Origin of the sequence: Pseudomonas sp. yb_9, assembly GCF_043103635.1 — a bacterium.
Lineage (GTDB): Bacteria > Pseudomonadota > Gammaproteobacteria > Pseudomonadales > Pseudomonadaceae > Aquipseudomonas > Aquipseudomonas monteilii.
In genome coordinates this window covers 74564-92989 of record NZ_JBICKA010000112.1, presented here as the reverse complement: position 1 = coordinate 92989, position 18426 = coordinate 74564, and the positions used below count along the sequence as shown (strand labels likewise).

16 protein-coding genes are annotated in these 18426 nt (G+C 62.9%); 14 read left to right on the top strand and 2 right to left on the bottom strand.

Annotated elements, in window-relative coordinates; translation table 11 throughout:
• Nucleotides 1-8: 8 nt before the first annotated feature.
• The 12 genes from iscX (at nucleotide 9) to ACF8MI_RS27500 (ending at nucleotide 11655) form a co-directional block, all read left to right on the top strand.
• Nucleotides 9-209 (top strand): Fe-S cluster assembly protein IscX, encoded by a 201-nt coding sequence (gene iscX / locus ACF8MI_RS27555; RefSeq protein WP_016713204.1) that lies wholly within the window; start codon nucleotides 9-11, stop codon nucleotides 207-209.
• 88 nt (nucleotides 210-297) lie between these two features.
• The gene (gene ndk / locus ACF8MI_RS27550; protein WP_060501837.1) at nucleotides 298-723 is read left to right on the top strand and encodes a nucleoside-diphosphate kinase; all 426 of its coding nucleotides are present in this window, start codon (nucleotides 298-300) and stop codon (nucleotides 721-723) included.
• 28 nt (nucleotides 724-751) lie between these two features.
• Nucleotides 752-1897 (top strand): 23S rRNA (adenine(2503)-C(2))-methyltransferase RlmN, encoded by a 1146-nt coding sequence (rlmN, locus tag ACF8MI_RS27545; RefSeq protein ID WP_012270596.1) that lies wholly within the window; start codon nucleotides 752-754, stop codon nucleotides 1895-1897.
• A 14-nt stretch (nucleotides 1898-1911) separates the two neighbouring features.
• On the top strand, nucleotides 1912-2673 hold the full coding sequence (pilW, locus tag ACF8MI_RS27540) for a type IV pilus biogenesis/stability protein PilW (protein ID WP_060501835.1): 762 nt from the start codon (nucleotides 1912-1914) through the stop codon (nucleotides 2671-2673).
• Nucleotides 2670-3686, top strand: a complete 1017-nt coding sequence (locus ACF8MI_RS27535) for a RodZ domain-containing protein (protein WP_156867113.1) — start codon at nucleotides 2670-2672, stop codon at nucleotides 3684-3686. The genes pilW and ACF8MI_RS27535 overlap by 4 nt, the downstream gene beginning before the upstream one ends.
• A gap of 3 nt (nucleotides 3687-3689) precedes the next feature.
• Nucleotides 3690-4799, top strand: coding sequence for a flavodoxin-dependent (E)-4-hydroxy-3-methylbut-2-enyl-diphosphate synthase (gene ispG, locus ACF8MI_RS27530; protein WP_156867112.1), 1110 nt, complete (start codon nucleotides 3690-3692; stop codon nucleotides 4797-4799).
• Between the two features lie 25 nt (nucleotides 4800-4824).
• Nucleotides 4825-6114, top strand: a complete 1290-nt coding sequence (gene hisS / locus ACF8MI_RS27525) for a histidine--tRNA ligase (protein ID WP_016713198.1) — start codon at nucleotides 4825-4827, stop codon at nucleotides 6112-6114.
• Between the two features lie 38 nt (nucleotides 6115-6152).
• Nucleotides 6153-6794 (top strand): tetratricopeptide repeat protein, encoded by a 642-nt coding sequence (locus ACF8MI_RS27520; protein ID WP_060501832.1) that lies wholly within the window; start codon nucleotides 6153-6155, stop codon nucleotides 6792-6794.
• Complete coding sequence (gene bamB, locus ACF8MI_RS27515; protein WP_060501830.1) at nucleotides 6795-7937, top strand: outer membrane protein assembly factor BamB; 1143 nt, start codon at nucleotides 6795-6797, stop codon at nucleotides 7935-7937.
• A 116-nt stretch (nucleotides 7938-8053) separates the two neighbouring features.
• Nucleotides 8054-9517, top strand: a complete 1464-nt coding sequence (gene der, locus ACF8MI_RS27510; protein WP_104834022.1) for a ribosome biogenesis GTPase Der — start codon at nucleotides 8054-8056, stop codon at nucleotides 9515-9517.
• A gap of 210 nt (nucleotides 9518-9727) precedes the next feature.
• Nucleotides 9728-10876, top strand: a complete 1149-nt coding sequence (locus ACF8MI_RS27505) for a pyridoxal phosphate-dependent aminotransferase (protein WP_156867111.1) — start codon at nucleotides 9728-9730, stop codon at nucleotides 10874-10876.
• Complete coding sequence (locus ACF8MI_RS27500; RefSeq protein ID WP_060501824.1) at nucleotides 10864-11655, top strand: amidohydrolase; 792 nt, start codon at nucleotides 10864-10866, stop codon at nucleotides 11653-11655. The genes ACF8MI_RS27505 and ACF8MI_RS27500 overlap by 13 nt, the downstream gene beginning before the upstream one ends.
• Before the next feature lie 128 nt (nucleotides 11656-11783).
• Here the strand turns inward: ACF8MI_RS27500 and ACF8MI_RS27495 are convergent, their stop codons facing one another.
• On the bottom strand, nucleotides 11784-14339 hold the full coding sequence (locus ACF8MI_RS27495) for a sulfite reductase flavoprotein subunit alpha (RefSeq protein WP_200928789.1): 2556 nt from the start codon (nucleotides 14337-14339) through the stop codon (nucleotides 11784-11786).
• Nucleotides 14340-14441: 102 nt separating this feature from the next.
• Nucleotides 14442-16733 carry a TonB-dependent siderophore receptor gene (locus ACF8MI_RS27490; RefSeq protein WP_182408660.1) on the bottom strand — a complete coding sequence of 764 codons (2292 nt, stop codon included), beginning with the start codon at nucleotides 16731-16733 and terminating at the stop codon, nucleotides 14442-14444.
• Nucleotides 16734-16955: 222 nt separating this feature from the next.
• On the opposite strand from ACF8MI_RS27490, the gene ACF8MI_RS27485 reads away from it, so the two are divergent.
• Together ACF8MI_RS27485 and ACF8MI_RS27480 are read left to right on the top strand one after the other, a co-directional pair.
• Entirely contained in the window at nucleotides 16956-17636 is a 681-nt protein-coding gene (locus tag ACF8MI_RS27485) for a Fe2+-dependent dioxygenase (RefSeq protein ID WP_060501818.1), read from the top strand.
• Between the two features lie 3 nt (nucleotides 17637-17639).
• The gene (locus ACF8MI_RS27480) at nucleotides 17640-18389 is read left to right on the top strand and encodes a tetratricopeptide repeat protein (RefSeq protein ID WP_060501816.1); all 750 of its coding nucleotides are present in this window, start codon (nucleotides 17640-17642) and stop codon (nucleotides 18387-18389) included.
• Nucleotides 18390-18426: the final 37 nt, after the last annotated feature.

Genomic DNA, 18426 nt, shown 5'->3' with positions numbered 1-18426 from the left:
TTTGCACCATGAGCCTGAAATGGATTGATGTACTTGAGATCGCCATTCAGCTTGCAGAAAGCAAGCCTGAGGTCGATCCTCGTTATGTGAATTTCGTAGACCTGCACCGCTGGGTGCTGGCATTGCCAGAGTTCAGCGACGATCCGTCACGCGGCGGTGAGAAAGTGCTCGAGGCCATCCAGGCTGCCTGGATCGACGAAGCCGACTAAGCGTCACTTGCAGGTTAGGCAATCCCCCGGAACCCGCGTATAATTCGCGGGTTTAATTTTTCGTGTCACTCATATTCTGGAGTTTTCCATGGCTGTTCAACGTACTTTCTCGATCATCAAGCCTGACGCCGTTGCCAAAAACGTCATCGGCAAGATCACCACTCGCTTCGAAGAAGCCGGCCTGAAAATCGTTGCCTCGAAAATCAAGCAACTGTCCAAAGCCGAAGCCGAAGGCTTCTACGCTGAGCACCGCGAGCGCGGCTTCTTCGGTGACCTGGTTGCGTTCATGACTTCCGGCCCGGTTGTTGTTCAGGTTCTGGAAGGCGAAAACGCCATCGCTCTGAACCGTGAGCTGATGGGCGCTACCAACCCTAAAGAAGCTGCTCCAGGCACCATCCGTGCTGACTTCGCCGAGTCGATCGACGCCAACGCCGTTCACGGTTCGGACTCCGAAGCTGCTGCTGCTCGCGAAATCGCTTACTTCTTCGCTGCTACCGAGGTAACCACTCGCTAAGCGAAAGCTTACGGGTGAGGGTGAATCCATGACGACATCTACTGGCAAAATCAACCTGTTGGGTCTGACCCAGCCGGAAATGGAACAATTCTTCGACTCGATCGGGGAAAAACGCTTCCGTGCCGGCCAGGTGATGAAATGGATTCACCATTTTGGCGTGTCCGACTTTGCGGCCATGACCAACGTAGGCAAGGTCTTGCGCGAAAAGCTCGAGGCCGTTGCCGAGATTCGGCCTCCGGAAGTGGTCAGTGAAGACATTTCCGCCGACGGTACCCGCAAGTGGGTGATCCGCGTTGCCTCCGGCAGCTGCGTCGAGACCGTCTACATTCCTACCGACGACCGCGGCACCTTGTGCGTATCGTCGCAAGCCGGCTGTGCCCTGGACTGCAGTTTCTGCTCCACCGGCAAGCAAGGCTTCAACAGCAACCTCACTGCCGCCGAAGTGATCGGCCAGGTGTGGCTTGCCAACAAATCCTTCGGGACTGTCCCTGCCAAAGTCGACCGCGCGATTACCAACGTGGTGATGATGGGCATGGGCGAGCCCTTGCTGAACTTCGACAACGTCATCGCCGCCATGAAAATCATGATGGATGACCTGGGCTATGGCATTTCCAAGCGTCGCGTCACCCTGTCCACCTCGGGCGTGGTGCCGATGATCGACGAACTGGCCAAGCACATCGACGTGTCGCTGGCCCTGTCGCTGCACGCACCGAACGACGAGCTGCGCAACAAGCTGGTACCGATCAACAAGAAGTACCCGCTGAAAGTGCTGCTGGAATCGTGCATGGGCTACATGTCCACCCTGGGTGGCAAGCGCGTGCTTACTGTCGAGTACACCCTGCTCAAGGACGTCAACGACCAGCCTGAGCATGCCGCACAGATGATCGAGTTGCTGCGCGACGTGCCGTGCAAGATCAACCTGATCCCGTTCAACCCGTTCCCGCATTCGGGCTACGAGCGGCCAAGCAACAACGCCATTCGTCGCTTCCAGGACCTGCTGCACCACGGTGGCTTCAACGTGACCACGCGCACCACCCGTGGTGACGATATCGATGCTGCCTGCGGTCAGCTGGTCGGCCAGGTCAACGACCGCACCCGCCGTAGCGAGCGCTACATTGCCGTGCGCCAGCTTTCCGCGGACGTCGAGCTGCAAGACAGCGCCGCCAGCCACTGACCGGGACCTTGCCCATGAGCCTGCGCGCCGCGCTGTCGATCCTTGCGCTCTCGCTGCTGGCCGGCTGTGTGTCGGGCGGTGCGAGCGACCCCCTGGCCAGCCGCCAGGGCAGGGCGGAGGCGGGGCGGGCTTATGTGCAACTGGGCCTGGGGTATTTGCAACAGGGTTTGACCGAGCAGGCCAAGGCGCCACTGGGCAAGGCCCTGGCCCTCGACAGCACTGATGCCGACGCGCACGCGGCCCTGGCGCTGGTGTTCCAGGCCGAAGGTGAGCCGGCGCTCGCTGAAGCCCACTTTCGCAAGGCCTTGCAAGCGCGCGCCGGCGACACGCGAATGCGCAACAATTACGGCAGTTTCCTTTATGCTCAGGGGCGATTTGCCGAGGCCGAGCAGATGTTTCGCCTGGCCAGCGCCGATACCCTGTATCCTGAGCGCTCACGCGTGTACGAGAACCTGGGCCTGACTGCCCTGAAGCTCGATCGCCGCGACCAGGCGCATGCTTATCTGCTGAAAGCGTTGCAACTCAACCGGCGGCAACCGAAAGCGTTGCTGGAAATGGCTGAGTTGTCCTACGAAAACAGGCATTATGTGCCGGCCCGGGACTACTACGATCGTTTCAGCCAGTTGAGCGACCACGATGCCCGTAGCCTGCTGCTGGGCAGCCGCCTTGCCCGGGTGTTCGACGAGCAGGGCACACTGGCCGAGATGGGCCAGCAATTACAACGACTTTATCCCGGTACGCCGGAATATCAGCAATACCTGTCGGAGCAACGATGAACGCCGCGCATCCCGAAGTAGCAGTAGCGCCTGGCCAGAACCCCGGTGAGCTTTTGCGCCTGGCCCGTGAGAAACGGGACTGGTCTCAAGCCGAGGTGGCCCGCAAGCTCAACCTCACTGTCAGTTCGTTGAACCATGTGGAAACTGGCGCCTTCGACAAGCTGCCCGGTCATACCTTCGCCCGTGGCTATATCCGCGCCTATGCCAAATTGATGGACCTGGACCAGGCCACCCTGGTAGAGGCCTTCGACCGCTACACCGGTACCCACGCCAAAGGCAGCGATGTGCACTCGCTGGGCCGTATCGAAGAGCCGGTACGCCTGTCGCATAACATCCTGCGCGGCGTCAGCCTGCTGTTGCTGGTGGCGGTGGTCGGCGGTGGCTTTGTCTGGTGGCAGGACCAGGGCAGCCTGCGTGGCAAGGACCTGGCCAAGATTGCTTTGGAGCACGTCGAAGTCGAGAGCGCCGACGGCACCACCCAGATTCACCCGCTTGACGAGCCTGAAGATCAGGCCGTGACCGCTGGGCAGCAGCCTGAAAGCGCGCCGCTGGCACTGGACCAGGGCACTGCCGAACAGCCTGCCGCTACTGCCGAACAGGCCCCGGCAACCCCGGCGCCAACGGCTGCCGCACCCGCCCAGCAGGTGCCTGCGCAACCTGCGGCCAGCGCAGCGCCTGCTCAGGTCGCACCGGTTACCCCTGCACCGGCCGCCGTTGCGCCTGTAGCGCCAGCCGCCGTGGCCGCTGCCGAGCCAGCCGCAGTGCCGGCAGGTAGCGCCAAGGTCGCCATCCAGTTCACCGCCGATTGCTGGACCCAGGTCTCGGATGGCAACGGCAAGGTGCTGTTCAGCGCCGTCAAGCGCAAGGGGGACAACCTCGAGCTGACCGGCAAGCCGCCGTTCGCGGTACGCCTGGGCTTTGCCCGTGGCGCCCAGGTCAGCTACAACGGCCAGGCCGTCGATGTTGCCCCGTTCACCAGTGGCGAGACTGCTCGCCTGAAGTTGGGACAGTAAGTCATGCACGGCGAATCTCCGATCAAACGTCGCGAATCCCGCAAAATCTGGGTCGGCAATGTGCCGGTGGGTGGTGATGCACCTATCGCGGTGCAGAGCATGACCAACACCGACACCAACGATGTCGCCGCGACCGTGGCGCAAATCCAGCGCCTGGTCGATGCCGGCGTGGACATCGTGCGGGTTTCGGTGCCGGACATGGACGCGGCCGAGGCGTTTGGCAAGATCAAGCAACTGGTCAGCGTGCCGCTGGTCGCTGACATCCACTTCGACTACAAGATCGCACTGCGCGTAGCCGAACTGGGCGTCGATTGCCTGCGTATCAACCCGGGCAACATTGGTCGTGAAGACCGTGTACGCGCCGTGGTCGATGCTGCCCGCGACCGTGGCATCCCGATCCGTATCGGCGTAAACGCCGGTTCGCTGGAAAAGGACCTGCAGAAGAAGTACGGCGAACCGACCCCGGCGGCGCTGGTGGAGTCGGCCCTGCGCCATGTCGAGCACCTCGACCGCCTGGACTTCCAGGACTTCAAAGTCAGCGTCAAGGCGTCTGATGTGTTCATGGCCGTCGAAGCCTACCGCCTGCTGGCCAAGCAAATCGTGCAGCCGCTGCACCTGGGCATCACCGAAGCCGGTGGCCTGCGTTCAGGGACGGTGAAATCCGCCGTCGGCCTCGGTATGCTGCTGGCCGAGGGCATTGGCGATACCATCCGTATCTCGCTGGCGGCCGACCCGGTCGAAGAAGTGAAAGTCGGCTACGACATCCTCAAGTCGCTGCACCTGCGTTCGCGTGGCATCAACTTCATCGCCTGCCCGAGCTGCTCGCGGCAGAACTTCGATGTGGTCAAGACCATGAACGAGCTGGAAGGGCGCCTGGAAGACCTGCTGGTGCCGCTGGACGTGGCGGTAATCGGTTGCGTGGTCAACGGCCCGGGCGAAGCCAAGGAAGCCCATGTAGGCTTGACCGGCGGCACGCCGAACCTGATCTACATCGATGGCAAGCCTGCGCAGAAGCTGACCAATGACAACCTGGTCGATGAGCTGGAAAAACTCATCCGCCAGAAAGCGGCCGAAAAGGTCGAGGCCGACGCGGCGCTGATCGCCCGTGGCTGACACACAGAATTCGTAAGGACTATTCGTGAGCAAATCGCTGCAAGCCATCCGTGGCATGAACGACATCCTGCCAGAACAGTCGCCACTGTGGCGCTACTTCGAAGGCACCGTGGCCGGTCTGCTGGATACCTACGGGTACAGCCAGATCCGCACGCCGATCGTCGAGTTCACCGAGCTGTTCAAGCGCTCGATCGGTGAAGTGACCGATATCGTCGAAAAAGAGATGTACACCTTCGAGGACCGCAACGGCGATTCGCTGACCCTGCGCCCTGAAGGCACCGCCGCGTGCGTGCGTGCCGTGCTGGAGCATGGCATCACCGGCAACGGCCAGGTACAGAAACTGTGGTACATCGGCCAGATGTTCCGCCACGAGCGCCCGCAGAAGGGCCGCTACCGCCAGTTCCACCAGATTGGCGTGGAAGTGTTCAACCTGGACGGCCCGGACATCGATGCCGAGCTGATCATGCTGACCTGGCGCCTGTGGGGCCTGCTGGGCATCCAGGACGCGGTCAAGCTGGAGCTCAACAGCCTGGGCACCAGCGAAGCCCGTGCACGCTACCGTGATGCGCTGGTCGAGTTCCTCTCGGCGCGCCTGGAGCAACTGGACGAAGACAGCCAGCGCCGCCTGAAGAGCAACCCGCTGCGCATTCTCGACAGCAAGGACCAGAACACCCAGGCGGTGCTGGTGGGGGCGCCGAAGCTGGAAGACTACCTGGACGAAGCGTCCCGCGTGCACTTCGAAGGCCTGAAGGCCCGCCTGGACGCAGCCGGCATTCCGTTCGTGATCAACACCAAGCTGGTGCGTGGCCTGGACTACTACAGCAAGACCGTGTTCGAGTGGGTCACCGACAAGTTGGGCGCCCAGGGCACCGTGTGTGCCGGCGGCCGCTACGACGGCCTGGTCGAGCAGATGGGCGGCAAGCCGACCACCGGCGTTGGTTTCGCCATGGGTATCGAGCGTCTGATCCTGCTGCTGGAAACCCTCGGCAAGGTGCCGGAGTCCATCAGCCGCCAGATCGACGTCTACCTGTGCGCCTTTGGCGAGCAGGCCGAGCTGGCTGGTTTGCGCCTGTCCGAAGGCCTGCGTGACCGCCTGCCAGGCCTGCGCCTGGCGGTAAACGCCGGTGGTGGCAGCTTCAAGAGCCAGTTCAAGAAAGCCGACAAGAGTGGCGCGCTGTTCGCCCTGATCCTGGGCGACGACGAGCTGGCCAAGCAAGAAATCGGCTTGAAGCCCCTGCGTGGCCAGGGCGAACAACAGAACATTGCCTGGGATGCTCTGGCAGAGCACCTGGAAACCGCGATCGCGCAGGCGTAACGCGGTTCAACAACGAATAGGCGAAAAGGAGTATTGGGGTGTCGAGTACCGATGATGATGATCTGGCAGGCGTCAAGGACTGGTGGAACCGCAACGGCAAGCCGCTGCTGACCGGCGCATTGCTGGCCGGCGTGGTGGTGTTGGGTTGGAATACCTGGCACAAGTACCAGAACAACCAGTCGCAAGGTGCCTCGCAGCTGTATCAGGCGTTGCTTGAGACCAGCCTGACGCCGACTGGCCAGCCAGACGCCTCCAAGGTCGCGGAACTGGCCGGCAAGCTCAAGAGCGAGTTCGGCGGTACTGCTTACGCCCAGTACGGCAGCCTGTTCGTGGCCAAGGTGGCAGTCGAGAGCGGCAAGCTCGACGACGCCGCTGCCGAGCTGAAAAGCGTGCTGGACAAGCCGGCCGACGTGACCTTGGGCGAGATTTCGCGCCAGCGCCTGGCTCGCGTGCTGGCCGCCCAGAACAAGGCCGAAGACGCCCTCAAGCTGCTCGACGGCGACGCCGACAAAGCCTTCCTGGCCAGCCGTGAAGAGTTGAAAGGTGACCTGCTGGTGCAACTGGGCCGTGCCGCCGACGCACACAGCGCTTACGAAAAAGCCAAGGCTGCGCTGTCCGATGACGCGGCAGTCGGTGGCCTGCAATTGAAGCTGGATGACCTGGCTAAAGGGGACGCGTAAGTGATCGGTTGGAAACATGCAGCAGTGCTGACCCTGGCCGTACTGGCCGCAGGTTGCAGCAGCAACAGCAAGAAGGAACTGCCTCCGGCCGAGCTGACCAAGTTCACCGAGGAAGTGGTGCTGAAGAAGCAGTGGAGCCGTTCGATCGGTGACGGCCAGGGTAAGACCTACAACACCTTGGTGCCGGCCATCGAGAACGACCGTATCTACGCCTCCGACGTCAACGGCGAAGTGTTCGCCCTGGACCGCATCACTGGCGATGTCGTGTGGAAGAAGGACCTGGAGCTGCAGGTTTCCGGCGCAGTTGGCGTGGGCTACGGCCTGGTCATGCTCGGCACCCTCAAGGGTGAAGTCATTGCTCTGGATTCCAGCACCGGTGAAGAGCGTTGGCGCTCCCGCGTGACCAGCGAAGTGCTAGCCCCACCCGCCAACAACGGTGACGTAGTGGTAGTTCAGACCCAGGACGACCGCCTGATCGGCCTGGATGCCGCCACCGGCGACCGCCGCTGGATCTACGAAAACTCCCCGGCCGTGCTGACCCTGCGTGGCACCGGCGCGCCGATTGCCACCAACCGCCTGGCCGTGGCCGGCCTGTCTACCGGCAAGGTGGTCGCGGTGGACATCAACAATGGCGTTCCCGTGTGGGAAAGCCGTGTGGCCATCCCCAAGGGCCGCTCCGAGCTGGACCGTGTGGTTGATATCGACGGCGGCTTGCTGCTGTCTGGTGGTACCCTGTACGTCAGCACCTACCAAGGCCGTGTAGCGGGCCTGGACCTGGAAAGCGGTCGCGAGCTGTGGCAGCGCGATGCTTCCAGCTATGTGGGCGTTGCCCAGGGCTTCGGTAACGTCTACGTCAGCGAAGCATCGGGTACCGTGGAAGGCGTGGACGAGCGCTCTTCCAGTGCCCTGTGGAGCAACGACAGCATGGCTCGCCGCCAGTTGACCGCGCCTGAAGTGTTCAGCAGCTACGTGGCAGTGGGTGACTTCGAGGGTTACCTGCACCTGCTGAGCCAGGTGGACGGCCGCTTCGTAGGCCGTGAGCGTATCGACAGCGATGGCCTGCGCGCCCGCCCACTTGTGGTCGGCGACACCATCTACGTCTTTGGCAACAGCGGCAAGCTCGAGGCACTGACCATCCGCTGAAGCTATGCTTGAAGCCTTGGCGGGCTTCAAGCCGCGGCGTAGGACACGCCGCCCGTACTCCGGCCGCTGCCTTGCAGCGGCCTTTGCATTTTCAAGAATTCGAGAGTGGAGAGCCGATGGTTCCCGTAATTGCCCTGGTGGGCCGCCCGAACGTCGGCAAATCCACCATGTTCAACCGCCTGACCAAAACCCGCGATGCCATCGTCGGTGACTTGTCGGGCCTGACCCGTGACCGCCAGTATGGCGATGCCAGCTGGCAGGGTCGTTCCTTCATTCTGATCGACACCGGTGGTATTACCGGTGACGAAGTGGGCATGGACGAGAAAATGGCCGAGCAGTCGCTCATGGCCATTGAAGAAGCCGACTATGTGCTGTTCTTGGTCGATGCCCGCGCCGGCATGACCGCCGCTGACCAGATGATTGCCGAGCACCTGCGCAAGCGCAACAAATCGGCGATTCTGGTTGCCAACAAGATCGACAACATCGACGCCGACGTCGCCCGCGCCGAGTTCTCGCCGCTGGGCATGGGCAACGCCATTCCGGTGGCGGGCTCCCAGGGCCGCGGTATCAACGCGCTGATGGAGGCCGTGCTCGGCCACCTGCCGCGCGACCAGGTCGAAGAAGCCCTGGATGCCGAAGTCGCCGAAGGCGAAGAGGCCGTGCGCATCCCTGGCCCGAGCGAGAAAGATGGCATCAAGATCGCCATCATCGGCCGCCCGAACGTGGGTAAATCCACCCTGGTCAACCGCATGCTCGGTGAGGAGCGCGTGGTGGTCTACGACCAGCCGGGCACTACCCGCGACAGTATCTACATCCCGTTCGAGCGTGATGGTGACAAGTACACCTTCATCGACACAGCCGGGGTGCGCAAGCGCGGCAAGATCCACGAGGAAGTCGAGAAGTTCTCGGTGGTCAAGACGCTGCAGGCGATCAAGGACGCCAACGTGGTGATCTTCGTCATGGACGCCCGCGAAGGCGTGGTTGACCATGACCTCAATCTGCTGGGCTTCGCCCTCGAAGCTGGCCGCGCCATCGTCATCGCGCTGAACAAGTGGGATGGCATGGAGCCGGGTGAACGTGCCTACGTGAAGACCGAGCTGGAGCGTCGGCTGTTCTTCGTCGACTTCGCCGATATCCACTTCATCTCCGCCTTGCACGGCACCGGCGTGGGCAACCTGTACAAGTCGGTGCAGGCCGCGTTCACCTCGGCGGTGACCCGCTGGCCAACCAGCCGCCTGACGCAGATCCTCGAAGATGCTGTCAGCGAGCACCAGCCACCACTGGTCAACGGCCGCCGCATCAAGCTGCGCTATGCTCACCTCGGTGGTGCCAACCCGCCGCTGATCGTGATCCACGGCAACCAGACCGAGAGCATTCCGAAGTCGTACTCCCGTTACCTGGAGAACACCTATCGCCGGGTGCTGAAGCTGGTCGGTACGCCGATCCGCATCGAGTACAAGGGCGGCGAGAACCCGTACGAGGGCAAGAAGAACACCCTCACCGACCGCCAGGTCAACAAGAAGCGCCGCCTGATGTCGCACCACAAGAAGGCCGAGAAAAAGCGCCGCGACAAGCGCTGATTCCGCGTCTGCCTCTTCGCGGGTAAACCCGCTCCCACAGGTACTGCACGGTTTTCGAAATCTGTGGTGTCCCTGTGGGGCGGCTTTAGCCGCGAAGAGGCCCGTTGATCCAGCGCAATGCCCCTAATGTTTCAACCTTTTTCCTGACCGCTCGATCCGCTATGCTCGGACTCCACCCCGTGCCGGATACACCCCAGGAAAGAGGGCTCCATGATCCGCAGCAAACTGCCGAATGTCGGCACGACCATCTTCACCACCATGTCCCAGCTCGCCGTGCAGACCGGCGCGCTCAACCTGTCGCAAGGCTTCCCCGATTTCAACGGCCCGCAGGCCCTGCTCGATGCAGTAGGCCGGCATGTGGCTGCCGGGCATAACCAGTATTCGCCAATGACCGGCCTGCCGGCGCTGCGCCAACAGGTGGTGGCCAAAGTCGAGCGCCTGTACGGCGCCAGGGTGGATGCCGACCAGGAGGTGACCATCACCCCCGGTGCCACCGAGGCGATCTTCTGTGCCATTCAGGCCGTGGTGCATGCCGATGACGAGGTCATCGTCTTCGACCCTTGCTACGACAGCTACGAGCCGTCCGTGGAACTGGCCGGTGGCCGCTGCGTGCATGTGCAACTCAGCGACGGCGACTTCCGCATCGACTGGCAGAAGTTCAGCGATGCCTTGAGCCCGCGCACGCGCATGGTCATCCTCAACTCGCCGCACAACCCCAGCGGCGCGCTGATCACTCGCGAAGACCTTGACCAGCTGGCAAAGCTTATTGCCGACCGCGATATCTACCTGGTCAGCGATGAAGTCTACGAGCATCTGGTGTACGACGGCGTGCGCCATGCCAGCGTGCTGGCCCATGAGCAGTTGTACCAACGCGCCTTCGTGGTCAGCTCGTTCGGCAAGACCTACCACGTTACCGGCTGGAAGACCGGCTACGTGATCGCCCCTCCGGCGCTGAGTGCGGAGCTGCGCAAGGTGCACCAGTACGTCAACTTCTGTGGCGTGACGCCATTGCAGTGCGCACTGGCCGACTTCATGGCCGAACACCCCGAGCACATCGATGAACTGCCGGCCTTCTACCAGGCTAAGCGAGACCTGTTCTGCGGCTTGCTGGACGGTTCGCGGTTCAGCTTCACCCGCACGGCGGGTACCTATTTCCAGCTGGTGGACTACTCGCAGATCCGCCCGGACCTGAACGATGTCGACATGTCGCTGTGGCTTACCCGCGAGCACGGGGTGGCGACCATTCCGGTGTCGGTGTTCTACCAGCAACCCATTCCCGAGCAACGCCTGGTTCGCCTGTGCTTTGCCAAACGAGAGGAGACGCTGCGTCAGGCAGCGGAACGACTATGCGCGATCTGAGCACACTGCCGAACCTGAAAGTCGCCCTGGTGCAAACCACCCTGGCCTGGCACGACCGTGAGGCCAACTATGCGCACTTCGAGGTGCTGCTGGAGCAGGTGGGCGAGGTGGACCTGGTAATCCTGCCGGAAATGTTCACCACTGGTTTTTCAATGCAATCGGAAAGCCTGTGCGAGCCGGAGAATGGCCCGACCTACAAGTGGTTGAAGACTCAGGCGAAGAAGTGCAACGCGGTGATTACCGGTAGCGTGATCATCCAGGCCGCTGACGGCAGCCACCGCAACCGCCTGCTGTGGGCGCGGCCGGACGGCGAAATCCTGCATTACGACAAGCGCCACCTGTTCCGCATGGCCGGTGAGCACAAGCACTACACCCCGGGCGAGCGCCAGGTCCAGTTTGAGCTCAAGGGCTGGCGAATTCGCCCACTGATCTGCTACGACCTGCGCTTCCCGGTGTGGAGCCGCGATGCCCAGGACACCGACCTGCTGCTGTACACCGCCAACTGGCCGGCTGCGCGCCGCCAGCATTGGAACCGGCTGCTGCCGGCGCGGGGGATCGAGAACCTGTGCTATGTGGCGGCGGTTAACCGGGTGGGGACGGACGGCAAGGGCTTTGCGTATTCGGGGGACAGCCAGGTGCTGGACTTCCAGGGCGAGAGCCTGCTCAGTGCCGGGGAGGCGGACGGGGTGTTTACCGCAGTGTTGAGCGCGGCGGAGCTGTCGGCTTACCGGGCCAAGTTTCCGGCCAACCTGGATGCCGATACCTTCGAGCTGCACTGACAGCCTGAACCGGCCTCTTCGCGGGCAAGCCCGCTCCCACAGGTACCGCACAGTATTCGAAATCTGTGTGGACCCTGTGGGAGGGGGCTTGCCGCGAAGAGGCCGGCACCGGCTAAATCAATATCTGATCAGTACACATCCCGCCGATACCGCCCATCCTCGATCAGCTGCTGTACAGCCGCTTCCCCAAGCATGCCGTTGAGCGCTGCATCCACCCCCGCAGCCATGCCTTGCAGGCTGCCGCAGACGTACACGCATGCGCCGTCAGCCACCCAGCGCTTGAACGCCTCGGCCTGCTGCAGCAACACATCCTGCACATACACCTTCTCGGCCTGATCTCGCGAGAACGCCAGGTCCAGCCGTGCCAGATCACCGCTTTCCAGCCAGCCTTGCAGCTCTTCGCCACACAGCAGGTCATGCGCCCGGTTACGCTCGCCGAACAGCAGCCAGTTACGCTGCTCGCCAGCATTCACCCGCGCCCGGATCAGGCTACGCAGACCGGCCAGACCGGTGCCGTTACCGATCAGAATCATCGGTGCAGCACTTTCCGGCAGGTGGAAGCCGCTGTTACGCCGTAGGCGCAGGCTCAAGGTGCCGTTCAGCGGCAGGTACTCGGTCAGCCAGCCCGAGCCCAGGCCCAGGTGGCCATCGGCATGGCGTTCCTGGCGCACGATCAGCTCCAGCACGCCATCGCTGGCGATCGAGGCGATGGAGTATTCGCGGCTGCCGATCGGCACCAGTGCATCGATCAACGCCTGCGGCTGCAAGCCGATCAAGTGATCACGGCGTGCCGGCAACTGGCGGCCAGCGAGGGCCAGGGCCAGGGTTTCGCTCAGGCCATTCACCTGTACCTTGGCACTGGCGTCTAGCGCCAGGCCATTGAGGAAAGCGTCGACACGGGGCTGGCCATTGAGTGGCAGGATCTCCACCAGGTCGCCGGCCTCCCAGCTGGCAGGCGCTTGCGGTTGCAAGCCAAGCAGGTACACCGGCTGCCCCTGGCTGCCAGGGTTCAACAGGTCGCGGCGCACCAGTGACCAGTTGCCAAAGCTCGGCGGCTGCCAGGCGGCCACCGGCTGGGCGCCGGTCAGCTGCGCCAGTTCTTGCTGCCACTGCTGCAGCGCTGCCTGGTCGGCATTGTCCACTTCCACCGGGCTGAACGCGCTGCTGGCGCCGCGCTCACCCAGCCATGCCTGCAAGCGGCGGGCGAAGCCGCAGAAGTGCGGATACTGGCGGTCGCCGAGGGCGAGTACAGCGTAGCTGAGGTTGTTCAGCGCCCAAGGTTGGCCAAGCACCTTGCGCTCGAAGGCGCGGGCGCTGTCGGGGGCTTCGCCGTCGCCGAAGGTGCTGATCACGAACAGCGCGCGGCGGGCTTGGCGAAGGTCGTTTTCACCCAGTTCGGCCAGGGCGCGCACCTGTACCGGCATGCCAGCTGCTTGCAGCTGCCCGGCGCTCTGCCAGGCCAGCTGCTCGGCAAAGCCGCTTTGGCTGGCAAAACCGATCAGCCAGCTTTCGCCGCTGCCATCGTTGCTGGCCACGTTGCCTCGTGCCTCGCGCACCTGGCGCTTCTTGCGGCGGCGGTCGAGGTACAGCAGCCAGCCGGTGACGAAGAACAGCGGCATGGTCAGGCTGGCGAGGGTGACGATGATGCGGCCCAGCAGGCCGAAGTATTCGCCAACGTGCAGGGCGTAGACGCTCTGCAGCAGCTGGGCCTTGAAGGACTTGTCGGTGTAACGGTCGTGGTTTTTCACCTGGCCGGTGGCCGGGTCCAGCACCAGGGTGTTGAAGGCGCGTGGGTGGGCGGAGTCTTCCAGCAGGTAGAACAGGTTGGCCGGCTGGCCGCCAACCGCTGGCAGGCGCAGGTTGTAGGCGGCAAGGCCTGGGCCGGCAGCGTTTTTGAGGTTGGCCCAGATTGCGTCGTAGTCGACCACCAGCGGCGGGGCGTTCTTGTCGACTTTCTGCGGCCCGTGGCGGCCACGGCCTTCGCCGCGTTTTTGTTGCTGGCCGGCCGCCGGCGCGTCGGCCAGCAGCTTGTTCAGGCCTTCGCGGTACCATTCATAGGACCAGAACAGCCCGGTCAGGGCGAACAGCAGATAGAACAGCAGGCACCAGGTACCGGCCACGGCGTGCAGGTCCCAGTTGAAGGCTCGGCCTTTCTTGGCCCAGTCGAAGGTCAGCCAGGTGCGCCAGTCCAGTGCCTTGCGCGGCCAGCGCAGGTACAGGCCGGAGAGGCAGAAGAACACCAGCATCAGGGTGCAGGCACCGGTAATCTGCCGGCCGGTGTCGCCCATGGCCAGGAAACGGTGCAGGTTGAGCATGAGGTTGAAGAAGCCTTGCCCGGCCACTTCGCCCTTCAGTTCGCCGGTATAAGGGTCGGCATAGCGCAGCTCGCCACGGCGTTCGCCCGGTGGCGGCATGAAGAAGACCCGCGCGGCGTTACCTTCACGCACGTCGACCCACAGCATCGACACCTTGTCGTGTTGTTGGGCCTCTACACGCTGCACCAGTTCGGCTGGCGGCAGCACGCCTTCGGCGCGCACCTCTACCTTAAGCACATCGGCATTGAATGCGCGCAGCAGTTCTTCCTGGAACGAATACAAGGCCCCGGTGATGCCCATCAAGGCCAGCACCAGGCCAGCGGTGATGCCAAAGAACCAGTGCAATTGGAACAGCGTCTTCTTCACCACGTCTCTCACCTTGTGTTGCTGCCGCTACCTGCGCGGCGCGCATTATGCCTTGATACGCAAAAGCCCCGCTCACTGGAATGAACGGGGCTTAGGGTTGCTGCTTTAGAAGTGAACGCTGGTGGTCAACAGTGCAGTCCGCCCGGCCGCCTGGTTGGCGAAGTGAGTGGAGAAGGCCTTGTCGTAGTACACCTCGTTGGTCAGGTTCTGCACGTTCAGCTGCAGGTCGACGTTCTTGGTCAGTTTGTAGGCCGCCATGGCGTCGTAGCGTACATAGCTGTCGACCATGGTGGTGTTGGCCACGCTGCCGTACACGTCATCCACGTAGAACGCACCACCACCGATGGTCAGCTTCGGTGTGATCGCGTAAGTGGTCCACAGGCTGGCGCTGTTGTTTGGCGTGTTGGGCAGTTGGTTGCCGTCGTTGGCCTTGCCCAGCGGGCCGCCGTCGATCTGGCGGGCCTGCATGTAGGTGTAGCCGGCGAACACCTGCCATTTGTCGGTCAGCTTGCCGCTGGCAGACAGTTCAATACCTTGCACGCGGGTTTCACCGACGTTCTCGTAGGTGTTGGTGTTGACCTGTACCCGGGCGTTTTCTTTCTCGGTGCGGAACAGCGCCGCCGCCAGAGACAGGCGCTCGTCAAGCAGGTTCCACTTGGTGCCGATCTCGTAGTTGGTGGTTTCTTCCGGCTCCATATCGCTGGCCAGCAGATTCCCGTTGCGGTCAGGTGTGCCACCCAGCGGGTTGCCTTCGGTACCTTCGCCGAGCATGGCGCCTGGTGGCGTAGCGGAGGTGGCGTAGGACACGTAGATGCTGCCGTTTTCGGCCGGCTTCCACACCAGACCCAGTTGGCCGGTCACGAACTCGCTGACGTCGTTGCCTTTGGCAGTGGTGGTGCCAGCGGCGTTGTAGGTTTTGTAGTCGGTGTCGAAGTGGTCGTATCGCAGGCCCATGTTGACCAGCCACTCGGGGGTCAGCTCCAGGGTATCGAACACGTAGATCGCACGGGTCTTGCTGTTGGTGGTGGTGCCAGCGTAGTTGCGCGAGATGGTGCCGTTCCACGGATCATCCGGGTTCGGGTTGCTCAGCGAGGTGCAGTTGTAGTCGCTGGTGGCGCCGATCATGCCCGGGGTGCAGTTGGTATTGGCGCTGCCACCTGGGACGGTGTCGGTGTCAACGGTGTAGCTGGAGCGCTCGCTTTCTTCACGGCTCAGTTCGATACCGGTGGAGAAGCTGTTCTTAAGGCCACCGACGTAGAACTCGCCAAACAGGTCGGTCTGGTTGGTGGTGGTAGCGGTGTTGCCCACACGGGTGTTGGCCCGGCGCCATACGCTGCCGTTATTGACGTTGCCCTTGCTGTCGTCAGGCTGGGTCAGGATGTAGTCCTGCATGCTGTTGCCGTGACGCAGGGTGTTCTTGATGGTCAGCGCGTCGGTCAGGTCGTGCTCGATGGCCAAGGTGGCGATGTCCACGCGGGTCTTGCGGAAGTCGCGACCGGTCAGGCCGTAGAAGTTATCGCTGTCGCCGCCGTCATCCGGTTTGCTCGGGTGCGCCGAGGTGCGCCCGCCGCTGCCATTGGTCGGGATGGTGTACGGAATGCCCGAATCCGGCAGGTCGTCGCTTTCCAGGTGGTAGTAGTCAAGGTTGACGCGGGTTGGCGTGCCCAGGCCGAATGCCAGCGACGGGGCGATACCCCAGCGGTCGTAGTTGACCTTGTCGCGGCCGGCGACGTTGCTTTCGTGGGTCATCAGGTTCAGGCGGCCGGCAACGGTATCGCTGAACTGGTAGTTGCCATCGAAGGTGTAGCGCTGGGTCTGGTCGCTGCCCCAGGTCCAGGCGCCGTCCAGCGAGTTACCCAGATGCGCACGCTTGCTCACCAGGTTGATGGTACCGCCGGCAGCGCCACGGCCACCGATGGCCGAGTTAGGGCCCTTGGCCACTTCCACCGACTCGATGGCGAAGATTTCGCGGGTTTGAGCGCCAGTGTCTCGCACGCCGTCCAGGTAGGTATCGCCCTGGGCGTCGAAGCCACGGATGAACGGACGGTCGCCTTGCGGGTTGCCGCCTTCGCCGGCACCGAAGGTAATGCCCGGCACAGTGCGCAGTGCGTCCTGCAGGGTCAGGGCATTGGTGTCCTTGATCACTTGCTGCGGGATCACGGTAACCGAGCGCGGGGTGTCTACCAGCGGCGCGGTGTACTTCTGCGAGGAGGCCTTTTCGACCTTGTAATCGGTGCTGGCTTGTTCAGCCTTGCCATTGACGCTGGTGGCGTCGAGGGTAATGGCGCTGTTCGCGGCAGGGTCGGCGGCGTAGACCGACGTGGCGCTAAGGGCGACACCGATGGCAGACACGATCAGGCGTGGCGAACTCACAGCAGATGGTACGGACTGGCGCATTGCTAAGGACCTTCCCCAAGGTGTTGAGGCGGCGGATCTTAATGTAAGCAATTGTGACTCACAATTGAGAGTCGTTACCATTCGTGAAGAATTTACAATCTTTACAATTTGCCTTTACGGTTTCATACAGCTGAAACGTCTTAAGCGGCGAATGGGACTTGTGCAGCGCAAAAGGGAATCAATATCATTGCCACCTTTACACTTCCTAACGGTGCTGCTGCCATGCTGCTTCACATCCCAGGCCTGTTCGACGCTGATGAGCTGGCCCGTATTCGCGAGGCGCTGGAGCAGGCCGACTGGGCTGATGGCAAGGCTACGGCGGGTTACCAGTCGGCCAAGGCCAAGCACAACCTGCAGTTGCCGGAAGGGCACCCGCTGGCCAAGGAGATTGGCAGCGCGCTGATCGACCGGCTGTGGAAAACCCCGCGCTTCATGTCGGCGGCCTTGCCACACAAGGTGTTCCCGCCGCTGATCAACTGCTACCGCGAAGGCGGCAATTTCGGCTTCCACATCGACAACGCCCTGCGCCAGCCCAAGGGCAGCGCCGAGCGGGTGCGTACCGACCTCTCTTCCACGCTGTTCCTCAGCGACCCGAACAGCTACGACGGTGGCGAGTTGGTGATTCAGGACACTTACGGCGTGCAGCAGGTAAAGTTGGCCGCCGGAGACCTGGTGCTGTACCCCGGCACTAGCCTGCACAAGGTCAACCCGGTAACCCGTGGCCAGCGTTACGCCGCTTTTTTCTGGACCCAGAGCCTGGTGCGTGAGGACAGCCAGCGGGCGCTGTTGTTCGAGATGGATAACGCTATCCAGCAATTGACTGCCGATGTGCCGGACCATCCGTCGCTGCTGCAACTGACCGGCACCTACCACAACCTGCTGCGCCGCTGGGCCGAGGTCTGAGCCGTGTCCTACCAGTTGCGACGTGAGGAAGTGGTGGATGTGGCCGGTTTGCAGGCCATGCTGGAGGAAAGCCCCGGCAAGGCCGCGCAAGCGATTCTGGCGGCGGCGGGGCAGGGCGCGGTCGAGGCGCAGTTGCTGTTGGGGCAAATCCTGCTGGATGGCCGCGGTATCGAAGAAGACGCCACCGTGGCCCGGCGTTGGTTCGGCATCGCCGCACAGGGTGGCAGTGCCATGGCGCACAACATGCTCGGGCGTTGCCTGGAGCATGGTTGGGGCGGTGAGCCAAGCCTGACGCAGGCGGCTATCCACTATGCTCGCGCGGCCGACGCCGGGCTGGATTGGGGCCTGTACAACCTGGGTAATCTGCTGGCTACCGGGCGCGGTGTACCGGCCAATCAGGGACAGGCCCTGATGTGCTACGAGAAGGCTGCGCAGATGGGGCATGCCAAGTCGATGAACTTGTATGGGCGTTACCTGGAGCAGGGCATTGCCACGGCACCCAGCCCGGCGCGGGCAGTGCGCTGGTATCGACGCTCGGCCGAGGCGGGCGATTTTCGCGGGATGTTCAGCCTGGCACTGGTGCTGGTCGAGCGTGGGCAAATGGCGGAGGCCGGGCAGTGGCTGGAGCGGGCGCGGGTTGAGGGGAACATCAATTTCCTGCGTGCTGCGTTGGTGACCTTGCAAGGCGCTGGACCGGTGTTGATGGCCTTTGCGGAGCGGTATGCCGAAGAGATTGAACGGCGCGAAGCTTGAGTTGACTGTGCCCGCGAAGAGGCCGGCACTGACAGCA